This is a genomic window from Aquabacterium sp. A08, from assembly GCF_011742065.1.
In genome coordinates this window covers 1-24875 of sequence record NZ_JAAQQT010000582.1, presented here as the reverse complement: position 1 = coordinate 24875, position 24875 = coordinate 1, and the positions used below count along the sequence as shown (strand labels likewise).

Here is a 24875-nt window from a genome sequence, read left to right as displayed (position 1 = left end):
CCGCTCCCTGCCACCGGCCGCATCGGCCGGTGGCCCTGCCGCACCGACACCTCACGAGGCGCGCATCCTGATCGTCAGCGCAATGCCAAGCCAGGTCAGCCAGCTCAAAGGCGTGCTGCGCGGCGCGGGCTATGCGCGGGTGTGTGGCAGCCACCCACCGGCCAGCATCGCGGGGTTGCGCACGCCGTTCGACCTCATCCTGTTGCACCTGCGCCTGTCCGACCTGCAGATTTTTGATGCCCTGGCCGACCTGGGCGGGACATCGCCGCCCCCCGTACTGGCCATCACAACGGGGCCGGGCGAGCCCTGGCGGGCCTTGCAGGCCGGCGCCCGGGATTGCATCAGCACGCCGTTCGATCCGGTCGAGCTGCTGACCCGCATGCACCACCTGCTCGAAGCCCAGCAGGTGCACCGGACACTGCTCGCGCACCAGCGCACCCTAGAGCAGCGCTTGCAGCAGTGCACCGAAGACTGGCTCGTGAGCACCTCGCGTTGCTGCGCCCTGACGGCGCTGCTCACGCACCCAGACCCCATCGTCGCCTGAAGGCTGCGGCCGGTCTGGGGTCCCCACGGGCTCACTCCCGCGGTTCGCCCCGGGCGTTGACGGTCACCGTCTGCCCAGGTCGGTAGCTCAGCTGGGTGCGATGAAAGATGCCGCGGAATTCGTAGGTTACATCCCAGTAGTCGACCTGGTCACGGCTGCCCGTCGGGCTGCAGCGCTGGACGTCCTGGGTGGTCCGTCCGTCCTGCGACGGCTGGCCGACCTGTGAACCGATCGCCGCACCGGCCACCACACCCCCTACGGTGGCTAGGTCCCGGCCGGTGCCGCCGCCGATCTGGTGGCCCAGGATGCCGCCGATGACCGCGCCGGCCAGCGCGCCAGGGACATTGGTCGAACCGCTGCGCTGCGGCGGCACCTCTTCGCGCTCGATCCAGCACCGCTGGCCGCCAGCGATCATCACGGCGCGAGCCGACAGGACCTTCGCCTCATACAGCTGTTCGTTGGGCGCACGCCGGTAGTCTCGCCGCACGGGGGCCGGCTCGGCGACCGGATAGCTGGGCCGGACAGTGGCCGGGTACCGCTGGGCGGTTGGCGGTGCGACACAAGCGGACAGACCCGAGAGAACCGGTGCCAGCACGACGGCGATGCACAGGCGGGTCAGAGGGGAGAAGGGGAGGCGGGTGGTCATGATGACGCTCCTGACGTTGGGAACGAACGGTTCAACGAAAGGGATGACACGAGATGTCCACCGCCGTTCGCAACCCTCAGGCTAGCCCTGCGGGGCCCAGGGGTCTGTGCACCACCGAACACACCCCGGCAGCCCCGATCGCGCCGCAGTGGCGCAAGGGGATCTGTTCGACGGCGCACAGACCCGTTCGCCCCCAATCCCTACAACCGTTCTGCGGGCTGACCGGCCACTTTCCACCCTCACCAGACAGGCGCAGACCATGGCACATACCCCTTCTTCCTCCTCCCCCAGCTGGGATACCGCTTCGCTGGGCCGCCCGGCCAGCGCTTCGGCCCTGGAACACCGCGCCCTGAGCGCCCACCTGAGCGACTGCGGCGCCTGTCGCGGCCGCCTGCACGGCTTGCAGTCGGGCGCCGTCGGTCTGCGCCAGCTGCTCGCCGCGCGCGTGGTCACCACCGTGCTGGTGCTGGCCGTGCTGCTCGGTGCCTCGTGGCTGCTGCGCTGAATGGCGCTGGCGAGCCTGCGGGCCCGGTGGACCTGGATACCGTCCCTGCTCGCCGGCATGCTCGACGCCCGCCAGGGCGTGGCGCTGGAGCCCATCCGCTCCGAACTCTTTGGCGCGGCGCGACTGGCGCAACACGGCCGCAGCCTGGGCAGCTCGCACCGCGCCGGGCCAGCCCGCTTCGGCCAGGCCACCTTCTACCCGCGGTTGCAGAGCAACATCCGCACGCTGCGCGCGGCCTACCAGTACGTGGCGCGCGAAGCCCATGCCGGGCAGGACATCAGCCCCGCAGCCGAATGGCTGTTTGACAACTTCCACCTGATCGAGGCGCAGCTGCGCGAGATCCGCGAGGGCCTGCCCGCGCGCTACTACCGCTCGCTGCCGGTGCTACTGGACGCACCGCTGGCCGGCCTGCCGCGTATCTACGGCGTGGCCTGGGCCTATATCGCCCACACCGACAGCGCCTTCGACGAAGACCTGCTGGTGCAGCTGCTGGACGCCTACCAGGACACCCGCGAACTCAGCCAGGGCGAGCTGTGGGCGCTGCCCACCACCTTGCGCGTGGTGCTGGTGGAAAACCTGCGCCGGCTGGCCGACCGCATCGCCAGCCAGAAAGCCGCCCGCGAACTCGCCAGCCTGTGCGCGCAGCGCATCCACCGCATGGCCCTGTCCGAACTGCAGGCCCTGCACGCGCTCATGGTGCGGCGCGGCGTCGGCCCGGTGTTCCTAGCGGCGCTGATGCGCGCGCTGGCCGGCCAGGTCGCCATGCCCGGCGACGACGGCCTGCCCCGGATCCTGGCCTGGCTGCAAACCCAGGTGCCCGACCTGGCCGCGCTGCAGGCGCAGGAATCGGCCAACCAGGCGGCCGACCACCTGAGCATCGGCAACGCCGTCACCGCGCTGCGCCTGATCGGCGCGGCCGACTGGCAAGACATCGTCGCCCGCACCAGCCGCGTGATCCGCGAGATGCTGAACTCGCCCGTGTTCGCCGCCGAAGACGACTCCACCCGCAACACCACGCTGCACGGCATCGAACGCCTGGCGGCGCAGAGCGGCCGCAGCGAAGCGCAGGTGGCGCGCGAGCTGCTCGGCCACCTCTCGGCGACCCAGCCACCGAGCCTGGCCGCGCATTGGCTGCAGGGCGATGGCCGTGCGGCGCTGGAGCGTGCGCTCGGCGTGCGCCAGCACCGTGGCGGTGCCTGGCGCCCGGTGCTGCGCGTGGCGCGCACACCCGCCTACCTGGGCACGCTGGCCCTCGGCAGCGTCGCGCTGGTGGCCGCTCTGCTGCCGGCCGTGGCCAGCACCAGCCCGCCCGCGCTGGCCTTGGTCGCGTTCACCGGTCTGCTGATGCTGCTGCCCGCGTCCGAAGCGGTGGTCGCGCTGGTCAACCGGCTCATCAGCGAATCGGTGCCCCCCATGCACCTGCCGCGCCTGCTGCTGGCCGGCGGCATCACGCCCGAGGCCCGCGTCATGGTCGTGGTGCCGGCGTTGCTCAGCCACCGCGCCAGCATCGACGCACTCCTGCAACGCCTGCAGCTGCACCACCTGGCCAACCCCGAAGCCTGTGCCCAGTTTGCCCTGCTCAGCGACTGGACCGACGCCGACAGCGAACTGCACACCGACGACGCGGCGCTGCTGGCCCACGCCGTCGACGGGCTGCGCGCGCTCAACCAGCGCCACCCGGTGGGTCCCGGTCAGCCCCTGCGTTTCTTGCTGCTGCACCGTGCGCGCAGCTTCAGCGTAACCCAGGGCCGCTGGCTGGGCTGGGAGCGCAAGCGCGGCAAGCTCCAGCAGCTGGTGGAGGCGCTGGCCACCGGGCAACCCGGCCCGTTCTTCGACCTGGCCGAACTTTCGCGCACTGCGCCCCACACCCGCTACATCCTCACGCTCGACAGCGACACGCAGCTGCCCCCCGGCCGCCTGCGCGCGCTGGTGGGCGTGGCCGAGCACCCGCAGAACCGACCGGTGCTGGACGCCAGCGGCCGGCGCGTGCAGCGCGGCTACGGCATCCTGCAGCCGCGCCTGAGCCCGCCGCTGCCCACCGCCGGTGTGCAGACGCCCTGGCAGTGGCTGTTCGCGGGGCAGCGCGGCATCGACCCCTACAGCGCCATGAGCTCCGACGCCTACCAGGACCTGTTCGACGAGGGCAGCTTCACCGGCAAGGGCCTGCTGCACGTGGCCACGCTGCACGCCATACTGGGCGACCGCCTGCCCACCGACCAGGTGCTCAGCCACGACCTGCTCGAAGGCGCGCTGGTGCGCTGCGCCGTGGTCAGCGACGTGACCCTGATCGAAGCCGACCCCGAGCACAGCGACGCCGACGCCGCCCGCCAGCACCGCTGGATGCGCGGCGACTGGCAGCTGCTGCCCTTCCTGTGGCAGCACCGCCGCTGGCCACTGGGCGCCATCAACCGCTGGAAGCTGCTGGACAACCTGCGCCGCTCGCTGGTGGCGCCGGCCGCGCTGGCGCTGATCGCCCTGTCCCTGGGCGGCCACGGCCTGGCGCTGCCGGTGGCCCTGGCCCTGAGCCTGGCGGCCTACACCGCCGGCCCGCTGATGGGCACCCTCGCGGCCTGGGTGCCGCGCCGCTGGGACCTGGCTGGCGAACGTTTCGTGACCACCGCTGCAATGGACTTGCTGCGCGCGCTGGCGGGTGGCCTTTGGCAGCTGGCCCAGCTGCCGCAGCTCGCGCTGCGCGCGCTCGACGCCGTGCTGCGCACCGCGCACCGGCTGGCGCGCAGCCGCCGCCAGCTGCTGCAGTGGACCACCGCCGAAGCCGTCCAGGCCGGCCTGGGCGGTGGCCTGTGGGCCACGCTGCGCCGCCACCGGGCCGGGCCGCTGCTGGCAGTGGTGTACGCGATCACCTGGGCGTTCTCCGGCCACCACCCCGGTGCACTGGCGTGGGCCCTGGTCGCGCTGTGGGGCACGGCGCCGCTGGCGGTCTGGGCCGCCAACCGGCCGTGGGCGGTGCACCCGCCGCCGCTGCCCGCGGCCGATCGCGAATGGCTGCACGGCGTGGCGCGCGACACCTGGCGCCTGTTCGAGCGCAGCGTGGAAGCGACCAACCACCACCTGCCGCCCGACAACCTGCAGAGCGCACCTTACGAGATGGTGGCCCACCGCACCTCGCCCACCAACATCGGTCTGTACCTGCTGAGCACCGCCTGCGCGCGGCGCTTCGGCTGGATCGGCACGCAGGACCTGCTGGCCCGGATGGAAGCCACGCTGGCCACCCTGCAGCGGCTCGAACGCCACCGGGGCCACTTCCTCAACTGGTACGACACCCAGACCCTGCTGCCCTTGCCGCCGCGCTACGTGTCCACCGTAGACAGCGGCAACCTGTGCGTGCACCTGCTGGCCGTGGCCCAGGCCTGCCGCGAACTGATCCGCGAACCCGACGGCAGCCCCGCCTGTGCGCAGGCGCTCGTGCGCTCGCGCCGGCGCCTGCTGCCCTTGCTGGGCCTGCTGTCGCCGTGGCTGCACCGGCCGCTGGCCCAGACCGCGCTGGGCCGCCTGTTCGAGACGGAACCGCCGTCACCCGCCGACGCGGCCCTGCACAGGGGCTTTCCCGCGCTTCTGCAGGCCGCCGCCGTCGAACTGGACAGCCTGCCGCCCACCGGCCACCCCGGCATCGTGGACCACGCGCCCACCGCACACGACGAACTGCGCTGGCTGCTGGCCGACCACCTGTCCACCTGGCGTTCGGCCCTGCGCGACCAGGCGGCGGCCGACGCCGGCTGCGACCCGCTGGCATCTCACACCCACCAGCGCCTGCTGGCCCTCGCGGACGCCTTCGAGGCCCTGGCCTGGGCGGCCGACTTCCGCTTCCTCTACCACCCGCGGCGCCACCTGCTGCACATCGGCTACCGGCCCGACGAGCAGCAGCTCGACACCGCCTTCTACGACCTGCTGGCCTCCGAGTCGCGCAGCACCAGCCTGCTGGCCATCGCCAAGGGCGACGTGCCGGTCAAGCACTGGACGGCGCTGGGCCGGCCCTTCTTCGCCAGCAGGCGCCACGCCGTGCTGCGCTCGTGGTCGGGCTCGATGTTCGAGTACCTCATGCCCACCCTGGTGATGGCCGAGCCGCGCGGCAGCGCGCTGGACGAGGCGGCCCATTCCGCGCTGCGCGAACAGCGCGCCTGCGTGGCCGGCAGTGGCCTGCCCTGGGGCCAGTCCGAAAGCGCCTGCGCGGTGCGCGACCACACCCTGGCCTACCAGTACGCACCGCAGGGCGTGGCCCGGCTGGCGCTGCGCCGCACGCCGCCGGCCGAACACGTGGTCGCCCCCTATGCCAGCGTGCTGGCCACGCTGGTGGACGCGCGCGCCGCCTGCGCCAATCTGCGCCTGCTCGACAGCCTGGGCGCGCGCGGGCGCCATGGCTTTTTCGAAGCGCTGGACTACACCCCTGCGCGCCAGACCCATGGAGCGGGAACGATGCCCAGCCACACCCTGGTGCGCACCTGCATGGCGCACCACCAGGGCATGAGCATCGTGGCGCTGGCCAACCTGTTGCACGGCGGCCTGGCCCAGCGCTGGGGCATGGCCCACCCGCGGCTGCAGGCGGTGGCGTCGCTGCTGCACGAACGTGCCCCGCGCGAACTGGCGCCGCCACTGCCGCTGCCCGGCCCGGTGCCGCAAGAGCTGCACCCGCGCGCCCTGGCGCCGGTGCGCACACTGGTGCCCGGCGAACCGGCGCTGGCGCCCACACACCTGCTGTCCAACGGACGCTACACCGTCACGCTACGGCCCGGCGGTGCGGGCTGGAGCCGGCACGGGCAGACCGGCATCACGCGCTGGCGCGACGACGCGCTGCGCGATGCGCACGGCAGCTTCCTCTACCTGCGGCGCGACGCGGCGGCGCCACCGGTCTCGCTGACCAGCCACCCCGCACCCGACCCGACAGCGCGCTACCTCGCGCACTACCACACCGACCGTGTGGTCTACGACGCCACCTGGGACGACCTGCGCGTGAGCACCACCGTCTGGGTCAGCCCGGAGGACGACATCGAGCTGCGCCAGGTGGTGCTGCACCACGCGGGCGACGAGCCGATCGAACTGGACCTGATCTCGGCCTTCGATGTCACGCTCGCCAGCCACGCCGCAGACGAGGCCCACCCGGCGTTTTCCGGCCTGTTCGTGCAGGCCGACTGGCTGCCCGCGCAGCAGGCGCTGCGCTTCGTGCGCACGCCGCGCCTGCCCACCAAGCGGGCCCTGCAGGCGGCGCACTTCGTGGCCAGCACGCAGGGCCAGGTGCTGGGCCTGCGCTGCCAGACCGACCGTGCCCGCTGGCTGGGCCGCCACCACCCGGCCAGCCAGCCGCTGGCCGATCTGCAGCCAGTGCCTGCGCAGCCCCAGGGCTTGCCCACCGGGCTGGACCCGGTGGCCGCGCTGGGCGTGCGGCTGCGCATCGAACCAGGTACACAGGCCTGCGTGACCTTTGCTACAGCCGCCAGCACCGACGCCGCCACCCTGATGGCCGTGGTCGATAAGCACCGCCAGGTCAGCTACGTCGAGCGTTCTTCGGTCATGTCGGCCACGCTGGCCAGCATCCCGGTGGCGACGGGACGGCCGCGCACCCAGGACCTACCGGCCCTGCACGCGCTGACCACCGCGCTGGTGCAGACCCTGCCGCGGGTGGTCATGGCCGAGCCCGGCGTGACCGAGGTGCCCGAAGGGATCGAGAGCGACCGGCGCCGGCTCTGGCCGCTCGGCCTGTCGGGCACGCGGCCGCTGCTGCTGGTCACAGCCGGTCCGCCCAAGGGCATGGGCCTGCTGCGCGCTCTGGTGCAGGCGCAGCGCGAGTGGGCGCGCGCCGGCGTACCCTGCGACCTGGTGGTGCTCAGCAACGAGGCGCACTCTTACCACATGCCGCTGCAGCACGAGCTGACGCTGATGACCGAGCAGCCCGGTGCCGCGACGGCGGCTGGCATCACCGCGGTCAGCACGCTGCACCGGTGGCGCTTCGATCAGCTCTCGCCCGCCCAGCTGGCCTCGCTGCAGCGCCTGGCGCGCGTACACCTGTTCGCCGACGGCCGGCCGCTGCTGTTGCAGGTGCGCGCCTGGGCCGAGCGGCACGCGGCCGTAATGCCCCGCGTGTGGGTGGGCCCCGCCACCGAGCCGGTGCCGCTGCGCCGCCCGCGTGCGGCCTCCGACCACTTCACCGGCCGTTTCGACCGCGAAGGGCGTGACCACGTCTTCACCGTCGGCGGCGACCAGCGCCCCCCTCGGCCCTGGATCAACGTGCTGGCCAACCCTGGCTTCGGCTGTTTCGTATCCGACAGCGGCGCTGGCCCCACCTGGGCGCTCAACAGCCGTCTGAACCAGCTCACCGCCTGGTCCAACGACCCGGTGGCCGACCCACCGGGCGAGTGGTTCCTGCTGCAGGACCGCCGCAGCCGCGACATCTGGAGCGTCACCCCCTCGGCCTGGGGCGCGCAGGGCGTGGACTACACCGCAACCCACACCCAGGGCCTGACGACGATCACCCACCAGCGCGGCCCGCTGGCTGTGAGCGTGCATTGGTGCGTGGACCCGGTGAGTGCGCTCAAGCAGGTGCGCATCCGGCTGGAAAACCGGGGCAGCGGCAAGGCCCACCTGCGCATCACCGGCTTGGTGGAATGGTTGCTCGGAGAGCAGCGCAGCGACCGTGCCACGCTGGTCACCCGGCCCTGCTTCGCCACCCCGCCCGAGGCCGGCCTGACCGGCCTGCTGTGCACCCAGACCGAGGCCGCCGCCGGCCTGGGCGGAGGCACCGCCTTCTTCTGCACATCGCACGAGGGCGTGGACGCGCCCGAGGCCCTGGACTGGACCTGCGACCGCCGCGCCTTCTTCGACACCCGCGGGCAGCTGGTGCTGCCGCAACAGCTGGGCCAGCGCAGCGGCGCGGGGCTGGATCCCTGTGCCGCCCTCTCGCGCCCGCTCACGCTGCGCCCGGGGGCGGCCATCGACCAGGTGTTCCTGATCGGCCACGCCGCCAGCCCCGAGGCCGCGCGCACCCTGATGCGCGAGGCGGTGCACAGCGATGCGCAGGCGCGCGAACAGGCCGCGCAGGACCAGTGGGACCGGCTGCTGGGCGCCACCCAGGTGCAAACGCCCGACCCGCTGTTCGACGCGCTGGTCAACCGCTGGCTGCTCTACCAGACCGTCTCGTCGCGCCTGTGGGCCAAGGCCGGCTTCTACCAGGCCGGCGGCGCTACCGGCTACCGCGACCAGCTACAGGATGCGATGGCCCTGGTCTGGGCCGACCCGGCGCTGCTGCGCGCCCAGGTCCTGCGGTGCGCGGCACGGCAGTTTGAAAAGGGTGACGTGCAGCACTGGTGGCACGAACCCGGAGGCGCCGGCGTGCGCACGCATTTTTCAGACGATCTGCTGTGGCTGCCCCTGGCCATCGCGCACCACGGGCAGGCCACCGGCGATGCCTCGCTGCTGGACGAGACAGTCCCCTTCCTGAGCGGCCCGCCGGTGCCCGAAGGCGCCGAAGACCACTACGACGTGGCCGCGGTGAGCGCGCACAGCGCCAGCGTGTTCGAGCACGGCGCGCGCGCCATCGACCACAGCCTGCGCGTGGGCGCACACGGACTGCCGCTCATGGGCACGGGGGACTGGAACGACGGCATGAACCGCGTGGGTCACGAGGGGCGGGGCGAATCGGTGTGGCTGGGCTGGTTCCTGTGCACCATCGTCAGCGCCTGGCTGCCGCTGGCACAGGCGCGCGGCGAAACGCAGCGGGTGCTGCGCTGGAACGCTGCGCTCGCGGGCTGGCGCGGGGCCCTGGGCACACAGGCCTGGGACGGCGCCTGGTTCAAACGCGCCTTCTTCGACGACGGCAGCGCCCTAGGCAGCCACACCGGGGCCGAGGCGCGCATCGACCTGATCGCCCAGGCCTGGGCCGTGCTCTCGGGGGAGGCCACCACCGAACGCCAGCGCCTGGCACTGCAGGCGGTGGACGCCGAACTGGTGGACGCCGAGCACGGTCTGGTGCGGCTGCTCAACCCGCCGCTGGTGCACGCCGTGCCCAGCGCCGGCTACATCCAGGCTTACCCACCCGGCGTGCGCGAGAACGGCGGCCAGTACACCCATGCCGGCGCCTGGGCGCTGATGGCCGCGGCCGTGGCGGCGCTGCGCGAGCCGGGCAACGCCGACGCCCACAACACGCCGTACCGGCTGTTCACCTACCTCAGCCCCGCCCACCGCGCCGCGCACCCGCAGTGGGGGCGAAGCTATGGTCTGGAGCCCTACGCGGTGGCGGCCGACGTGTATAGCCAGCCGCCCTACACCGGCCGCGGCGGCTGGAGCTGGTACACCGGCGCCGCTGGCTGGCTGCACCGTGGTGCGGTGGAATCCATCCTCGGCCTGCACCGGCAAGGCCATTGGCTGTGGTTCACTCCCTGCCTGCCATTGCACTGGCCGCGCGCCGAGATCACCCTGGAGCGCGACGGGCACCGCCTGCGTTGCGTGCTGCTGCGCGCCGATGTGGCCACGGCGCAGACGGCCTGCCCGGGGTTGAACGCGCAACTGCTGCGGGTGGGTGAGCGCCTGTGCTGGGCCGACCTGCCGCCCGAGAGCGTGTTCGTCGTTCCGCTGGGCTGAGAGGCTTAGAGGGCATTGCGCACACCCGATCGCGAACAGGCCCTAGCCGCGGCGGCGCACCACCGGAATGTGCACCGGGGCCGCTGTGCGGCGGCGCGTCGGATGGCCACCGGTGCTCAGCACCTTGTCCCAGAAGCAGCTGGTGACACCGAAGCAGCAGGGCTGCAGCAGGTGGTGGTGGGCGTGCGCGAACTTGCGGGCCCGCCACCAGGGGCTGCGCAGCTTCCAGTGGTGCAGCGCGTGGTGCGTGCTGGCGTAGGCCAGGTAGCCCGCGAGCACGCCCAGCGTGAGCGCACCGCCGCGCCACGGCCCCAGCAGCCACACCGTCGGCAGCGCCACCAGCAAGCCGAACAGCGGCGCGCTCACCAGCGTGGGGGTGCCGATCAGGGCCGCTGGTCGACGGTGGTGTTCGCCGTGCAAGCGCGCAAAGGGCTGCAGGCCGTGCAGCACGAAGCGGTGCAGGGCGTATTCAAGCGCACTCCAGGCGACCAGCCCCGACAGCGCCAGCCCTGCGAGTCCCGGCCCCATGCCGCCTGGTGCCTTCCAGGCCAGCCAGCCGACCAGTGAAACCACCGCAACGGCGTAGATCATGAAATCGGCGTGGTAGCGCGCGGGGCTGTGTTCCATGGCAAAGGCGGGCATGCGTTGTCCTGTGCGTGCCTGTGAATGTACGGGCGGCGCGGTGGTGCAGATGGTCGGCCACGAGCACCTTCGGGTCTGTGCTGCAGCCAACACAAAACGCGATCCCCGCGACTACACCTGTATGTGCGCTATCGAACATACCGACCACCGGTGCGCGCATAGACTCCAAGAAAGTCACACCCAAGGGCTGGATTTTTGTCCGCCCGCAACCGAGGAGCCACCGCATGGACCAACCACCCGCGCAATCGGCCAACGACTTGTTGGCCTCGATCCCGCCTGCCGAATGGGCGCGCTTGGCCCCCCCACCCGGAGACCGTTGAACTGCCGCTGGGTAAGGTTTTGTACGAGTCAGGTGCTAGCATGAGCCATGTGTACTTCTCGACCACGGCCATCGTGTCACTGCTGTACGTGCCGGAAGACGGCGCCTCGGCCGAAATTGCCGTGGTGGGGCGCGAGGGCATCATGGGGCATTGCGCTCTTCATGGGCGGCGAAACCACGCCCAGCCGCGCCGTGGTGCAAAGCGCAGGCCACGGCTTCCGCCTGAACACGCAGCGGATCAAGGAAGAGTTCAACCGCACAGGCCCGGTCATGCACCTGCTGCTGCGCTACACGCAGGCGCTGATCACGCAGATCGCGCAGACGGCGGTGTGCAACCGCCACCATTCGCTGGACCAGCAGTTGTGCCGCTGGTTGCTGCTGAGCCTGGACCGCCTGAGCGGCGACGAACTGGTGATGACGCAGGAGTTGATCGCCAACATGCTGGGCGTGCGCCGCGTTGGGGTGACGGTGGCCGCCGGCGAGTTCCAGCACAGCGGGCTGATCCGCTGCCACCGCGGCGAGCTCACGGTGCTCGACCGCAGCGCGCTGGAAGCGCGCGCCTGCAGTTTCTACGCGGCCGACCGGGCGCTGCACCAGGTGCTGTTCCACACCCTTCCCGCCTGAGCACGAAAAATTGCCCGGTGCGTGCTCTCGAAGCGGGAGAACGCGACCGGCGGGCTGGCCGGGCGTGCTCACACAAGCTCATTTGAGCCAGGTGTCATCGGCCTTGGCGACCCAGTCCTGCATCTGCTGCTCGGCCTCTTCCTTGGCGACGCCGTAGCGTTGCTGGATCTTGCCGGCCAGCTGGTCGCGCCGCCCCGCGATCTGCGTCAGGTCATCGCCTGTCAATTTGCCCCACTGCGCCTTGGCCTGTCCGGTCAGTTGCTTCCAATTGCCTTCGATGGTGTCCCAGTTCATACATATCCTTTGGTGGCGGTGAACAACGCGCTCGCCGTGGTGCTTTATCGCGCGGCCCGGGCGCGGCGTCTGTGCGCCATCGAACCCACGTCCGGCGCTTTTTATCGACTTGTGTATGCCAGTGCACCGACGCGTTCGCGCCCACGCCCCTTTCTCACCGCCCAGGAGGCCGTTCCATGCACCACACACCCACACCCTGCCCGGTCTCTGGCCGCACTCCGCTGCTCACGCACCACCGGTGGCCCCTGAGTGCGCTGGCCATGGGCCTCGCGGCGCTGCTGGTTGCCTGCGCCAGCCAGCCGCCCCCGCCCAACCCGCAGATCGCCGCTGCCGAAGCAGCGCTTGAGAGCGCGGCACGCGCTGGCGCCGCCGCATCGGCCCCCGCCGAAATGGCCTTGGCGCGCGACAAGCTGGCCCGCGCCAACGCGTCCATGCTGGAAACCGAATACGAACGCGCACAGATGCTGGCCGAAGCCGCGCTGGTGGACGCCCGCCTGGCCGAAGCCAGAGCCCGCCAGGCCCAGGCCCAGGCCGGCAAAGCCGCCGCCACCGTGCAGGACGACAACCGCGTGCTGCGCCAGGAAATCGAACGCGGCGCAGCACAGTAACCCCGTCACCGAGCACCACCATGACACACACCACCACGTTCTTTTCTACCCTCCCGGGTCGCACCCTGGCCCTTGCACTGACCTTCGTGGCAGCGGCCACGCTGTCCGCCTGTGGCGGCATGCCGCAGAGCAACGCCCAGCTCGACCAGGCCCGGCGCGACTACGGCGACGTGCGCAAAGACCCGCGTGCGCAGGGCTACGCTGGCGAAGATTTGCAACGCGCCACCGACGCCCTGGCGCGCGCCAACGCCACCTGGAACGAGAGCGCCAGCGAGGCGCAGGTCAACCACCTGTCGTACCTCGCGTCGCAGCGCGCTGCCATCGTGCTTACCAACCTGGACACCCGGGTTGCGCAGGACGCGCTGGACGCCGCCGAGGCGCGGCGCCGGAGTGTCCAGCTCGACGCACGTACCCAGGAAGCCGACGCCGCCCAGCGCATTACCGTGGCGGCGCAGCAGGCCACGCAGGCCGCACAACGCGACACCGCCGCGGCCGAACGTGACGCAGCTGCAGCGCGCAGCGCATCCACGCAGGCGCAACGCCAGACCCAGGCAGCGCTGGAGCGCAACCGCCAGCTGGAAGCCCGGCTCAAAGACCTTAACGCCCGGCCCACACCGCGCGGCCTGGTGGTCACCCTGGGCGACGTGCTGTTCGACGTCGACAGCGCCGCGCTGGGCCCTGGCGGCCAGCGGCTGGTGCAGCAGCTCGCTGCGGTGCTCAACGAATTCCCGCAACGCAATGCCCTGATCGAAGGCCACACCGACAGCTCAGGCAGCGACGCCCACAGCCAAGCCCTGTCCACCCAGCGGGCGGACGCGGTGTGGTCGGCCCTGCTGCAGCAGGGAATTGCAGGTGCGCGCATCAGCGCACGCGGCTACGGCGAGTCCACCCCGGTGAGCGGCAACGAAACGGCCGCCGGCCGACAGATGAACCGGCGTGTGGAGATCGTGCTGTCCGATGACAACGGCCAGATCAGCACACGCTAAAAAAAAGGCCATGCGTTGCCGCATGGCCCCCAAGGGAGATCGCTTGCCCTTGTTGGTCAGTTACCGCCGGCGGGCATGCCTTCCAGCAGATCGGCCAGATCGTCCGCATGTTCTTCTTCCACCGCCAGGATCTGCTTGAGCAGGTCGCTGGTGGTCGGGTCCTGGTCACCCAGGTAGCGGCCAATGTCACGGCAGCCGTCGATGGCGATACGTTCGGCAATCAGGTTCTCCCGGATCATCTCGGGCAGCGTACTGGCGGGCACGTATTCGGCATGGCTGCGTGCGCTGAGGCTGTCGGGCGAGAAGTCGGGCTACCCACCCAGTTACACGATGCGCGCAGCCAACTGGTCGGCGTGGCCCTGCTCTTCGTTGGAGTGCACCAGAAACTCGGCGCCCACGGTCTGTCCGTGGACGCCGCACGCCATGAAGTGGTGGCGCCGGTAGCGCAGCACGCAGACGATTTCGGTCGCCAGCGCTTCATTGAGCATTTTGAGAACTCGGGAGCGGTCGGCGCGGTAGCCATCGGTTACGGCGCCGTGTTCGATGTGCTGGCGCGCTTGTTTGCGCAGCGCCTTGACGGAGGTGATCTTGTGGGTGGCGGTCATGGCGTTCATTGCTTGATCATGAGTTCGTTCTTGACGCTGCTCGCACCTTCGGCCGCCGCCGCGAGCTTGCCGGCCTGCTCGATCTGGGCCTGGCTGTTGACGAAGCCGGTGAGCTGAACCTCGCCCTGGTGGGTGAGCACGCTGATGTCGAAACTCTTGATGCCTGGGTCCGACAGCAGCGCGGCCTTGACGCGGCCGGTGACGGTGGTGTCGTCGATCGCGGTGCCCACGGTGCTGGGGGAGCCCTTGAGGGTGATGGCGTTCTCAACCCCTGCCACACCGGCCACTGCCCGGGTGAGGGAGACGGCCTGGTCGATCTGGGCCAGGCTGTCCACATAGCCGCTGAGCTGCACCACGCCCTTGCGCGTTTCAACTTGCAGATCGAGGCTCTTGACGAGGTCGTCGGCGACCAGCACGGACTTGACACTGGAGGTGATCACGGCGTCGTCCACCTGGGTGCCCAGGGTCATGGGCGAGGACAGCGAAGGCGTGGCTTCGGTTTCAGCAGACTTGCTGCAGCCGCCGAGCGCGGCCAGGGCCGTGATACTGGTGGCCAGAAAGGCGGTGCGGATGCGGTGGTGTGCGGTCATGGAATGCTCCTGCGGTTAGAAAAAAGAGGGCTCAGCGGGCGAGATAACCACCGTCGATGGGGTAGTATGCGCCGGTGACAAAGGAGGCCCGCGTGGAAGCGAGCCAGACCACCAGTTCGGCCACCTCGTCGGGCAGGCCCAGGCGGCCGATAGGATGCGCCGCGACCAGCGCGGCGTGCACCGCAGGATCGGCATCCAGCGCGCTGATCATGGGCGTCTGGATAAAGCCGGGTCCGACGACGTTGATGCGCAAGCCCTTTGCGCTGTACTCGAGTGCGGCAGCCTGCGTCAGGCCCAGCACGCCGTGTTTGGCGGCGGTGTAGGCGGCGGCCGTGGCAAAGCCGACCGCGCCGAGGATGGAGGCCACGTTGACGATCGCACCGCCGCCGCCGCGCAACAGGGCCGGTATCTGGCTGCGCATGCCGTAGAACACACCCGATAGGTTGACGTTGATCACCTGTTCCCAGGCATCCAGCGGGTAGTCGGCCAGCATCGCGGCTGCGCCACCGATGCCGGCGTTGTTGCAGGCGACGTCGAGCCGGCCGAAGTGCGCCATGGCCTGGTCTACCAGGGCCTGTGTGTCATCGGGCTGCCCCACATCCGACACGGCGAACAACGCGTCATTGCCCAGGGCCTGAACCCGCCGGAGGGTCTCGTTGCCGGCGTGCGGATCCAGGTCGGCCAACACCAGATGTGCACCTTCTCGGGCAGCCACCAGCGCAATGGAACGGCCAATGCCCGATGCAGCCCCGGTGACGAGAACCACTTTGTCTTTCAGCATGGAACGAACTCCATCGATGGTGGTGACCGTGAACTGCAACGGCCGTGGACCCCGTGGCCGGGAGCACCAGCCACTGGGGAATGGGTGGACCTTAGGGCGTACCGTGTCGCGAGTCTGTGCGGTAGCGGACGTAACGCGGCGCGATGACTCTCGGCGAAACCTACTCGCTCCAGACGCGTCCTGCTGTACGCTGCACCGAGGATCGGCACGCCTTGCGGAACCGTCCGAACCAGGAGCAGCCGATGACACCGACGCGAACCGAAACGGACAGCATGGGCCCCATAGAAGTGCTCGCCGATGCGCTGTGGGGCGCGCAGACCGAGCGCAGCCTGCGCTACTTTGCGATCGGCCAGCAGCGCATGCCGCTGACGATCAGCCAGTCGCTGGCCGAGATCAAACGTGCCGCGGCCGAGGTCAACCGCGACCTGGAGCTGCTGGCCCCCGACAGGGCCGACGCCATCGCCGCCGCCGCCGCCCGTGTGGCCGCGGGGGAGTTCGCCGCCCAGTTCCCGCTCTCGGTCTGGCAGACCGGATCCGGCACGCAGAGCCACATGAACGTCAACGAGGTCATCGCCCGGCTCGCCAGTGCCGCGCTGGGCGACGGGGCGCCGCCGGTGAATCCGAACGACGAGGTCAACCGGGGCCATTCGTCCAACGACGTGTTCCCGACCGCGATGCACACCGCCGCGGTGCGCGCATCCGGGCCCTTGCTGGATTCACTGGCGCAGCTGCGCGGCGCGATACGGGACCGGGCGACCGCGTTCGCCGGCATCGTCAAGATCGGTCGTACCCACCTGCAGGACGCCACGCCGGTCACGTTCGTGCAAGAATTCAGCGGCTACGACGCCCAGCTGGGCCTGGCCGAAACGGCGCTGCGCGAGGCCCTGCCCGGCGTGCACGCACTGGCCATTGGCGGCACGGCGGTTGGCACCAGGCTGAACACCCACCGCGCATTCGGCGCCCGCGTGGGGGAGGTGCTGGCGCTCCGCCTGGACGCGCCGTTTGTCCTGGCCGACAACCTGTTCGCGGCCATGGCCGGACACGAGCAGCTGGTGCGGCTGCACGGTGCGCTGCGGATGCTGGCGGTGGCGCCGAACAAGATCGCCCACGACATCCGGCTTATGGGCAGCGGCCCGCGCGCCGGTCTGGGTGAACTGCGCCTGGCGGCCAACGAACCGGGCAGTTCCATCATGCCAGGCAAGGTCAACCCGACGCAGGTCGAGGCCCTGACCATGGTCTGTGCGCAGGTCATAGGGCACGACGTGGCGCTGGGCATAGCGGCCGGCCAGGGGCATTTCGAGCTGAACGCCTTCAAGCCGCTGCTCGCCTTCAACTTGCGCGACAGCACCGAGATGCTGACGGACGTCATGCGGAGTTTCGCCAACCACTGCGTTGCCAGCCTGGAGGCGGACACGGCCCGCGTGCAGGACCTGCTGGAGCGCTCGCTGATGCTGGTGACCGCGCTGACGCCGCACATCGGCTACGACCGCGCCACCAGGATCACCCGACACGCCCAGGCCCACGGCCTAGGTCTGCGCGAGGCGGCGCTGGCGGTGGGGGGCGTCAGCGCCGCGGAGTTTGGTGCCTGGGTGGTTCATTCGCGTATGCTGGGCCCGACTGAGCCGCAAGCCGCAGGTGCGGGAGTATCATGGGTTTTCATCGGGGTGCGCTGTGCGTGACCCCACCCCGCACGGTCTTGCTTGAATCGTCACCGGTGGCAGCGTCGCCCCTGGCGGGACAAGTCCTCCACAGGAGCAGTCCCTTGACATCCGCACCCACCCAGCCGTCGGGCGAACCCGTCCGGCTGGCCACCGGCGCCCTGCTGGCGGCACACGCGCGGGATGAGGCGCTGTTCGGCGTCACGCGCGTGCTCACTTTTGCTGGCGCACGGGGTCTGAGCGCCGCCAGTGGTTTCTTCTTCGAACGTGATGACCGGCTGTACCTCGTCACCAGTCGGCATGTGCTGTTCGACGCCAAAAGCGGGCACACGCCCGACCGCATCGAGATTGAGATGCACACCGACCAGCGCGACCTGACACGGATGGCCAGGTTGTCGATCCTGCTGTACCGCGGCGGCGTGGCCGTCTGGCACCAGGCCCGCGACAGCGGCGGAGAGGTCGATGTGGCGACCCTCGAAATCGACCGGAACACGATGCCAGGGGGCGGTGTCTTGCAGCCCTTCGGGCCGCAGCACCTGGGCGTCGGGTTCGACTGTTTCGACGTGGGCGACCGGCTGGCCATCCCGGGCTTCCCGCTCGGGTTCTTCGACACCGTGCACCACCTGCCGGTGGTGCGCCAGGCCAGCATCGCCTCGTTCTACGGCATCCGCTTCCAAGGCCAGGGGCTGTTCCTCACCGACGCCCGCATGCACCGTGGCAGCAGTGGCTCTCCGGTGCTAGCCCATCTGGGGGTCGATGGTTCCGGACTGCAGCGGTGGAGTCTGCTGGGCGTGCACTCCAGCCGCATGGACATGGCCACTCGCGACCTGGTGCAGGACGAATCTCTGGGGCTGAACTGCGCCTGGTATGCGGATGTGCTGATGACCTTGACGACCGGTGATCTTTGAAACGGCGCTTCTGGCGTGACACCCTCTTGCTCTCCAGTAAGTTGTTCACGCCGAGGCGCGTTCGGTTGCTGAATCAACCTGGGTGTTTGGGAATCCTGGGTCGAACGGGGTGGCGGGCGGATCTGACGGCCATGAACAGAACACGATTCGCAGCATCATGGAGCTCAAAGACAACGATAGACATCTGATCGCAGTGGCTTGGCCGCTATCGGCGGTTTAGCAGTCGTTCAAAGACTATGAATCGACGTCCGTTGCCAGCCTAGAAGAACCCTTCAAGCCTAAAATTTCACCAACAAATCCCACCTCCCGTCAACCCACAATTCCAGTCAATACCAAACCGCCCCCGTCTTGCGTCCTGAAACAAGACGGGGTTGAGGACCTGGATAGAACGCCTCGTCCTTATCACGCCCTAGGCAACCCGGCCTCGCGCAACCGCGCAACGTGCTCTTCCAGGGTACCCACGACTTTCGCAGGCGGGCCCACCTGAACAATGTCGAGGTACCGGATCACGCATTCTTCGACACACTGCGCCACGTAGTCGTGCAGGGTGAGCGTGGCGTTCAGCTTGTGGTCGGTGTAGTCGTGGAAGTCGTAATGGCGGTTCTGGACACCGCTCAAGCCATGACTGAGCAAATTGGCCCGGTGATCCGACGGGATCTTCAACGCCGCCAACCGGGTTTCAACTGAACGCCTCAAATCCCGCACGTCAAAGTCTTCGACGATCAAACCCTGCACGTACAGTTCGGCTTTGATGGCACGCAGCAGCTTGGAAACGGTGTTCACATCCAGCGGTTTCTTGCCATGGCTGCTGAACAGGTGCGTGATGCCACGCGCCTGGGCGTCCTTGACGCAGACTTCAAGCAGTTCTGCGGCACGGCCTTCCACCGGCACGACGTGCACCCGTGGTACTTCCCTTCGACCTTTTGAGTCGAACAGCGTCAATGTCTTGTCCGTGGACTTGTAATGCTTGATCTCGGAGCGAAGCAATTGCGCCAAACGCTGCCCACCAAGGTACAGGCACAGCTCCAAGGCACGGGCCGCGGGCGACACAATGCCGCTGACACGCATGACAAAGAGGCCGATTTCCTCCGGCGTGAGCGTGCGGGTCCGAGCTTTGTTCGCCCCCTTGACCGGCTTGATCTCGCTCACCGGGTTGCTTTTGCAAAGTGTCAGCACCCCCGACGGCTCCAAGACGTTCGGGTCCCGATCCGCACCACGGTGGACTTCGTACGCAGTTTTGAGCAACGTGCGCAGTTTGTCGGCTTCTCGCCTGAGCGGCTTGCTCTGCAAGTTGGATTGCTCATCATGCACAGATTCACCGACACGTCCGCGCCGCACCGATTTTTGCTTCATGACGTGACGCAGCAAGTCAACGATCTCCTCCGTGGTCACGAGATGCGCAGCCTTGTAGGCGAGACCCGGAAATGGCTTGGTGACCCGGCGCTCGAACAATGAGGTGTAGTCCGCTGCGGTGTCATGACAGCCCGCATTGCCCTTGTTTTTGAGGGTTTCAACGTAGCTGTCCACCACGTCTTTCAGTGTGTGCACTCGAGTTTGAGGACCTGGCGTCAAATGCACACCATCTGATAGCGCAGGTTCAAGCGGAGGCACGACAGGCGCTGTGGGGGTTGACGGCCGCACGGGTACCACTGGCTTGACAGACGCGTGGCCAGGAGCGGTCGATGGACTCACCACCTTCGCAGCCGAGGTGGCATGACCAGGAATCGACCAGTTGGTGATTCGAATGGGGTGATTGGAAGGCGGCAGGCAAGCGGAAAACTGGACCGTCGCAGGTGAGAACGAGCGACGCTGCACCGGAGGAATTACGTCGTGGCTCAGCTGAACGGTAGCAGATGGTGCCTCAGCGACAGACGGACTGCCCCCGCGCTGCTGCGCCAACAACTTCGACGCAAAATCTTCTAGCGCCAGCCAAGCTTGATCCGCGGTCATGCCGTCAAAACGGCCTGGCACGAAGACACCCAGTGTGTGGGTCAAACGCAGGGACTTGGTACGGATACGGGCTACCCAGAGCTTGCGCCCGGTCGGGAAAACCCGCATGCAAAGGCTGAATGTACCGAGTGGCGTCACATGACGAACTTTGTCGGTGACAAGGAACTCTTTACGCCTGGCCTCGAGTGTTCGTAAGTACGCATCGGTGAGGGATTTCTTCTTCATGACAGCAGAAAAGTGAAGTCGAACGCACCTGCTGGCATGCCTTTTTGCAAGCCAGCAGCTCGAACGATTCGCATCTGTGCTGTCTCAGCACCTCGTTGGTCCACCGCAGCCGGTGGACTGGCTCCAGGCGGGTCCGGGTTGGTCGTTTCCGTAGCCAACTCAGAGGCCTTTCGTAGCCAGAAATTGGCACGTCTCGTAGCCAACTGACATAGAATCAGCTATCAGTCTAACGCAGCTCTGCGAGCGAAAGTCTTGTAAAGCGATGATTTTGCTAAGTTTTTTTGGCCTGAGGACAGAAATCCAGAAATGATAAAAGCCTTATCAAATCTGGGCCTACTGCCTGTTAATCCGTAGGTCCCTGGTTCGAGCCCAGGTCGGGGAGCCAATCAAAACAAAGGCTTGCAAGCAATTGCAGGCCTTTTGTCTTTTCAGCCGTGACAGGAACGTGACATCGCAATCACGTTACCGCCCACCCGACCCCGTTCGATCCGGGTCGCCGCAGACAACAGGTTCTCGGTGGCAAACTTGGCATAGCGGTCCACCATGCTCCGCGTCTTCCAGCCGCCCAGGTCCTTGAGTTCATCGCAAGACGTGCCCGCCTGTCGATGCCAAGACGCCCAGGTATGGCGCAAGTCGTGGAACCGGAAGTCCTCGATGCCAGCCTTGTTCAACGCGTTGTGCCAGGCCGTGTTGGTCACGTCCGCCCGCAAGGGCTGGCCCAAGTACGTGAAGCAAAACCGCAGGTGCTTGCCGATCTGCTCTCTCAATACCTCAATCGCATCTTCATTCAACGGTACTCCCCGTGGCGTGCCGTTCTTGGTCTGGTTCAACCAGGCGGTCTTGCGGTTCAAGTCCACCCGATTCCATTCCAAGCCCGTGATCTCGCCAGCGCGACACCCTGTGGCCAGGGCAAACCGCACCAGCGCGGCCAGATGAGGCGGGCAGCAGCGGACCAGACGTTCCGCTTCCTCTCGCGTCAACCAGCGGTCCCTTTCCATTTCACCGGGCAACAGCCGAATCTTCGGGAACGTGTCGATCCACTGCCACTCGTCGCGGGCCATGCGCAGCAAGTTGCGGATGGTGGCGAGGTAGCGGTTGACCGTCGCGGGTTTGTTGCCCTTCTGGAGCTCGCCCTGGACGATGCGCCATATCACGTCCCCATTGATCTGGTTCAGTGTCAGCGCGCCCAAGTAGCGGTCCAGGTGGCGGCAAATCCGTTGCACGTCCGCAAAACTCTTCAGTGTCCTCTTCAGTTCCAGGTACCGAATCACGGCTTCGGGCCAACTGCGCTGGGGTTTCACCCCGAAGTGGTGTTCCCGATACGCGTCCAGCTTGAGTTTGACTAGCAGCGCTTCGGCTTCACTTCGTTCTTGAGTCCCAGTGCTTTGGCGTACTCTTTGGCCGTTGGGGAGCGTCGTGTTGATCCACCAGTGACTGGAATCCGGTCGCCGGTAGATGCCTTCAGGACGGGCCATGTGTCCTCCTTTCCGGCCCGCCTTCGCTCGCCCTTATGGTCTTCGAGCCAGGCATCCAAGTCAAGGCGGTCGTACACGCAACGCCGACCGAAGCGCACATGGGGCACATCGAGCTGGGCCAGCAGCGTGACACCGATGCCCAGGTAGAGGGCGGCCTGTTCCTTGGACAGGCAACGCACAGGCGGCAAGGGAAGGTGTTCATCGTCCATCTCGCCCTCATTCGCCCCGCGAGGCTTGCCGGTAGAGGTTGCCCAGGTCTTCCTCATGGCGCTCGCGCATTTCATCGACCAGGCCGGGGGCGTTGACCAGGGTGCTGAACAAACGCGCCTTCTTGCGGGCGTGGGCCAGCAGGTATTCCTGGAACGTCAGGCCGTCGCGCAAGGCCACCCGGTCGTAATGCTCGTAAGTCACGCTCAACAAGTGATTGGCCGCTTCGTGGTGGTCGTCGATCTGGTGCAGGGCCATGGTGGTGGTGAGCAGGCCGAACTGTTGGCGCTTGAGCCAGTCTTCGCTCGGGATGCGCCGCAGGTCGATCTTGTCCAGCGAGGTCTGGGGGCTGGCCCAGTCCACCCCGGCCAGGCACAGCCACAGGGGATGGGTGGTCCAACGGGAGCGCGTGGCATCGTCGGGGTTGGGAATACTCAGGCGCAACCACTCGGTGGTGGCGTAAGTCCACAGGCCGCTCAGGGCATCGAGGACTTGAGGCACATGGTCCAGGCCTCGGGTCTTGAGGAAGTCGCGCTTGAGCTGGAACTCCAGGCGCCACACGGTTTCACCCTCCACCCACCCGGACGGACGCCACAGGTCGAACAGCCAGGTTTTGCCACTGCACTGGATTTCTCGGGTCTTGTCGTACAGGCGGCACGACACCGCCCCACCCTTGCCCACGGTCCAGCCGGTGAAGTGTTGGGCCTTGGAATAAGCGTCAATGTCACAAGCGCGGGTGATCCAGGCATTGCGGCCCCAACTGTCCATGGCCAGGGCAGCCACGAAATCGGCCGCCAGGTCGATCCGGCTGACCAGGGGCAGGCCAGTGCTGCCCAACTCGTTCAAGATGCACTGGAGCTCGTCCTGGATGGCCTGCACGCTTTTGTGGGCCAGGTAGTGGGCCGACACTTTGACGTAGGCCATGGGCAGCTTTTTGGTGGAGCGCGAGAACTTGATGCGGTAGGCGCCGTCTTCGATCACGAAGGGGAAGTTGCGCTCGCCCTTGTCGTACACGATGAAGACGTGACCGGCCAGCGGGTACTGGGCCTTGGATTGTTCTTCCAGGTGTTCGGACTGGGCCAGGGCCTTGAGGCGTGACAAGGCATCCAGGGCGGTGGATGTGAGTTCACCGGAGAAGGACAGGTACAGGCTGTCGATGCCAAGCCGCAGCAGGCGAAACCCGTGAGGAACCGAGGGTTCAGAACTCCCCTGCTCTCCACCATTGCAGTTATAGGGTGCTGTGTTACTGAGCGTCGCACCCGATGCCGAAGCGGATTCGCCGCTCGCCGCTGCCGCGTCGGGCCGCGAATCCGCATCGGTTCGCGTGGGGGACCAGGGAACGCCAGCCGCCCGGCCAGCGTGAGAGGTTTTGCGGGACATGATTCAACCTTTTTGCCGTGCCAGGCATGCCACCTTGGCTTCCTGGAACGGTTACAGATTGAATACACGAGGCCCCGAACGGGCGACCATCTCAAATGGCGATTTCAGATGGTTTTGATCTTGCGCGATTGCTGGTATTGGGCGCGAAGGTTCTTTTTGGCCGAAGGGACGTTCGGGTAGACCTTCAGTTGGTGGACCAGCAACTCTTCGAGCTGAGCGTCCGTCATCTTGTCGAAGCCCAGTTCCCGCAGCGCAAACAACGAGTAACGAGTCGGTCCTGATTTATTCGTAAGTCATTGATTTGATTGGCTTTATTGGCCATTTGACGGTATAATTTCTCCCAATTCGATGGCCTCTGAGCGCCATTTCTTGGGAGTTTTTTCCAATGCTCGCCTGCCCCGCCACCGATGATTTCTTCCGCGCTCGCATCGACCACATGATCGACCTGCGCCATCCGCTGGCGGTGCTGTCTTCGCGCATGCCCTGGCAGCAGATTGAGGCTTCGGTGTCGCACCTGTTCATGCGCAAGGCCCGCACGGGCGTGGCCATGCCCGACCTGGACCTGTTTGGTGAGGCGCCAGCAGTGGTGGGCCGCAAGAGCAATGCCGGGCGCCCGAGAGTGCCGCTGCGCATCATGATTGCGCTGCTGTATCTGAAGCATGCCTTCAACGAATCCGACGAAGGCGTGGTCGAGCGCTGGGGCGAGACACCGACCTGGCAGTTCTTCTCGGGCCAAGCTTACTTTGAGCACCATCGCCCGTGCGACGCCACCACCCTGGTCAAGTTCCGCCAACTGCTGGGCGATGAAGGCGTCGAGGAACTGCTGGCGCAGACCGTCAACACGGCGGTGGAACTCAAACTCATCAAGCCGCAGGAATTGAGCCGGGTGATTGTGGACAGCACCGTGCAGCACAAAGCCATTGCCCACCCCACCGACAGCAAGCTGCTGGAGACCGCCAGGGTGAAGTTGGTGGAGGTGGCCAAGCAAGCCGGCATCGAGTGCAAGCAAACCTACGCCAAGGAAGGCAAGGCCCTGGGCCACAAGGCGGGGCGCTATGCGCACGCCAAACAATTCCGTCGCATGCGCCGCACCCTCAAGCGCCAGCGCACCGTGGTCGGTCGCCTGCAGCGCGACATCGAGCGCAAGGCAGCAGCCGTGACGGGTCTGGCCGCTACGGTGCAGGCAGCCCTACAGACCACGCTGGCACGGGCGACTCAGATCGTGGCGCAAAGCGCCAGCAAGAAGGCTAAAGACGGGGTGCCGAAGCTCTACAGCTTCCATGCGCCGGAGGTCTCCTGCATCAACAAGGGTAAGAGCCGCCAGCCCTACGAGTTTGGGGTG

Annotated in this window: 18 protein-coding genes and 2 pseudogenes; 9 read left to right on the top strand and 11 right to left on the bottom strand. The window is 67.8% G+C overall.

The window, feature by feature from the left end:
* Positions 1 to 82 precede the first annotated feature (82 nt).
* The gene (locus tag HA630_RS07210; protein ID WP_166833699.1) at positions 83 to 544 is read left to right on the top strand and encodes a response regulator transcription factor; all 462 of its coding nucleotides are present in this window, start codon (positions 83 to 85) and stop codon (positions 542 to 544) included.
* 31 nt (positions 545 to 575) lie between these two features.
* Here HA630_RS07210 and HA630_RS25600 read toward each other — a convergent pair whose 3' ends face one another.
* Positions 576 to 1190 (bottom strand): glycine zipper 2TM domain-containing protein, encoded by a 615-nt coding sequence (locus tag HA630_RS25600; RefSeq protein ID WP_305792623.1) that lies wholly within the window; start codon positions 1188 to 1190, stop codon positions 576 to 578.
* A 259-nt stretch (positions 1191 to 1449) separates the two neighbouring features.
* Between HA630_RS25600 and HA630_RS07200 the strand changes: the two genes are divergently transcribed.
* Positions 1450 to 1695 carry a hypothetical protein gene (locus HA630_RS07200; RefSeq protein WP_166833697.1) on the top strand — a complete coding sequence of 82 codons (246 nt, stop codon included), beginning with the start codon at positions 1450 to 1452 and terminating at the stop codon, positions 1693 to 1695.
* Positions 1696 to 10281 carry a GH36-type glycosyl hydrolase domain-containing protein gene (locus HA630_RS07195; RefSeq protein ID WP_243855388.1) on the top strand — a complete coding sequence of 2862 codons (8586 nt, stop codon included), beginning with the start codon at positions 1696 to 1698 and terminating at the stop codon, positions 10279 to 10281. It begins immediately after the preceding gene.
* 42 nt (positions 10282 to 10323) lie between these two features.
* On the opposite strand, the gene HA630_RS07190 is transcribed toward HA630_RS07195, so the two are convergent.
* Entirely contained in the window at positions 10324 to 10923 is a 600-nt protein-coding gene (locus HA630_RS07190) for a sterol desaturase family protein (protein ID WP_166833676.1), read from the bottom strand.
* Positions 10924 to 11147: 224 nt separating this feature from the next.
* Here HA630_RS07190 and HA630_RS07185 point away from each other — a divergent pair.
* Positions 11148 to 11866, top strand: a pseudogene (locus tag HA630_RS07185) (Crp/Fnr family transcriptional regulator).
* Positions 11867 to 11944: 78 nt separating this feature from the next.
* Here the strand turns inward: HA630_RS07185 and HA630_RS07180 are convergent.
* On the bottom strand, positions 11945 to 12160 hold the full coding sequence (locus HA630_RS07180; protein ID WP_166833674.1) for a CsbD family protein: 216 nt from the start codon (positions 12158 to 12160) through the stop codon (positions 11945 to 11947).
* Positions 12161 to 12336: 176 nt separating this feature from the next.
* On the opposite strand from HA630_RS07180, the gene HA630_RS07175 reads away from it, so the two are divergent.
* On the top strand, positions 12337 to 12768 hold the full coding sequence (locus HA630_RS07175; RefSeq protein ID WP_166833672.1) for a DUF4398 domain-containing protein: 432 nt from the start codon (positions 12337 to 12339) through the stop codon (positions 12766 to 12768).
* Positions 12769 to 12788: 20 nt separating this feature from the next.
* Positions 12789 to 13754 (top strand): OmpA family protein, encoded by a 966-nt coding sequence (locus tag HA630_RS07170; protein ID WP_166833670.1) that lies wholly within the window; start codon positions 12789 to 12791, stop codon positions 13752 to 13754.
* A gap of 56 nt (positions 13755 to 13810) precedes the next feature.
* On the opposite strand, the pseudogene HA630_RS07165 reads toward HA630_RS07170, so the two are convergent.
* The 3 genes and pseudogenes from HA630_RS07165 to HA630_RS07155 form a co-directional block, all read right to left on the bottom strand.
* Positions 13811 to 14359 (bottom strand): annotated as a pseudogene (locus tag HA630_RS07165) (bacterioferritin).
* A gap of 5 nt (positions 14360 to 14364) precedes the next feature.
* A complete protein-coding gene (locus HA630_RS07160) occupies positions 14365 to 14949 on the bottom strand; it encodes a BON domain-containing protein (protein ID WP_166833668.1) in 585 nt (194 codons plus the stop codon).
* 31 nt (positions 14950 to 14980) lie between these two features.
* The gene (locus HA630_RS07155; protein WP_166833666.1) at positions 14981 to 15730 is read right to left on the bottom strand and encodes an SDR family oxidoreductase; all 750 of its coding nucleotides are present in this window, start codon (positions 15728 to 15730) and stop codon (positions 14981 to 14983) included.
* Positions 15731 to 15972: 242 nt separating this feature from the next.
* On the opposite strand from HA630_RS07155, the gene HA630_RS07150 reads away from it, so the two are divergent.
* Together HA630_RS07150 and HA630_RS07145 are read left to right on the top strand one after the other, a co-directional pair.
* Positions 15973 to 17409, top strand: a complete 1437-nt coding sequence (locus tag HA630_RS07150; RefSeq protein WP_166833752.1) for a lyase family protein — start codon at positions 15973 to 15975, stop codon at positions 17407 to 17409.
* An 83-nt stretch (positions 17410 to 17492) separates the two neighbouring features.
* A complete protein-coding gene (locus tag HA630_RS07145) occupies positions 17493 to 18296 on the top strand; it encodes a trypsin-like peptidase domain-containing protein (protein WP_243855387.1) in 804 nt (267 codons plus the stop codon).
* A 402-nt stretch (positions 18297 to 18698) separates the two neighbouring features.
* Here the strand turns inward: HA630_RS07145 and HA630_RS07140 are convergent, their stop codons facing one another.
* The 5 genes from HA630_RS07140 to HA630_RS22475 form a co-directional block, all read right to left on the bottom strand.
* A complete protein-coding gene (locus HA630_RS07140) occupies positions 18699 to 20471 on the bottom strand; it encodes an integrase family protein (protein WP_166833663.1) in 1773 nt (590 codons plus the stop codon).
* Between the two features lie 428 nt (positions 20472 to 20899).
* Positions 20900 to 21772: a tyrosine-type recombinase/integrase gene (locus HA630_RS07135; protein WP_371809221.1), complete on the bottom strand. Its 873-nt coding sequence runs from the start codon at positions 21770 to 21772 to the stop codon at positions 20900 to 20902.
* A 41-nt stretch (positions 21773 to 21813) separates the two neighbouring features.
* Positions 21814 to 22155 (bottom strand): helix-turn-helix domain-containing protein, encoded by a 342-nt coding sequence (locus HA630_RS23495; protein WP_243855386.1) that lies wholly within the window; start codon positions 22153 to 22155, stop codon positions 21814 to 21816.
* A gap of 7 nt (positions 22156 to 22162) precedes the next feature.
* Positions 22163 to 23254: a replication initiation factor gene (locus HA630_RS07130; RefSeq protein WP_166833659.1), complete on the bottom strand. Its 1092-nt coding sequence runs from the start codon at positions 23252 to 23254 to the stop codon at positions 22163 to 22165.
* 383 nt (positions 23255 to 23637) lie between these two features.
* Complete coding sequence (locus tag HA630_RS22475; RefSeq protein ID WP_208300002.1) at positions 23638 to 23793, bottom strand: hypothetical protein; 156 nt, start codon at positions 23791 to 23793, stop codon at positions 23638 to 23640.
* 125 nt (positions 23794 to 23918) lie between these two features.
* Here HA630_RS22475 and HA630_RS07125 point away from each other — a divergent pair.
* Positions 23919 to 24875, top strand: a 957-nt coding sequence (locus HA630_RS07125) for an IS5 family transposase (RefSeq protein WP_166833657.1), incomplete at its 3' end; no start/stop codon positions are given.

Coding starts and splice junctions, on each gene's coding strand:
- HA630_RS07140 (WP_166833663.1), bottom strand. CDS start 20,471: ATGAAGAAGAAATCCCTCACCGATGCGTACTTACGAACACTCGAGGCC.
- HA630_RS25600 (WP_305792623.1), bottom strand. CDS start 1,190: ATGACCACCCGCCTCCCCTTCTCCCCTCTGACCCGCCTGTGCATCGCC.
- HA630_RS07175 (WP_166833672.1), top strand. CDS start 12,337: ATGCACCACACACCCACACCCTGCCCGGTCTCTGGCCGCACTCCGCTG.
- HA630_RS07210 (WP_166833699.1), top strand. CDS start 83: ATGCCAAGCCAGGTCAGCCAGCTCAAAGGCGTGCTGCGCGGCGCGGGC.
- HA630_RS07195 (WP_243855388.1), top strand. CDS start 1,696: ATGGCGCTGGCGAGCCTGCGGGCCCGGTGGACCTGGATACCGTCCCTG.
- HA630_RS23495 (WP_243855386.1), bottom strand. CDS start 22,155: ATGGACGATGAACACCTTCCCTTGCCGCCTGTGCGTTGCCTGTCCAAG.
- HA630_RS07160 (WP_166833668.1), bottom strand. CDS start 14,949: ATGACCGCACACCACCGCATCCGCACCGCCTTTCTGGCCACCAGTATC.
- HA630_RS07200 (WP_166833697.1), top strand. CDS start 1,450: ATGGCACATACCCCTTCTTCCTCCTCCCCCAGCTGGGATACCGCTTCG.
- HA630_RS07170 (WP_166833670.1), top strand. CDS start 12,789: ATGACACACACCACCACGTTCTTTTCTACCCTCCCGGGTCGCACCCTG.
- HA630_RS07155 (WP_166833666.1), bottom strand. CDS start 15,730: ATGCTGAAAGACAAAGTGGTTCTCGTCACCGGGGCTGCATCGGGCATT.
- HA630_RS07180 (WP_166833674.1), bottom strand. CDS start 12,160: ATGAACTGGGACACCATCGAAGGCAATTGGAAGCAACTGACCGGACAG.
- HA630_RS07150 (WP_166833752.1), top strand. CDS start 15,973: ATGACACCGACGCGAACCGAAACGGACAGCATGGGCCCCATAGAAGTG.
- HA630_RS07190 (WP_166833676.1), bottom strand. CDS start 10,923: ATGCCCGCCTTTGCCATGGAACACAGCCCCGCGCGCTACCACGCCGAT.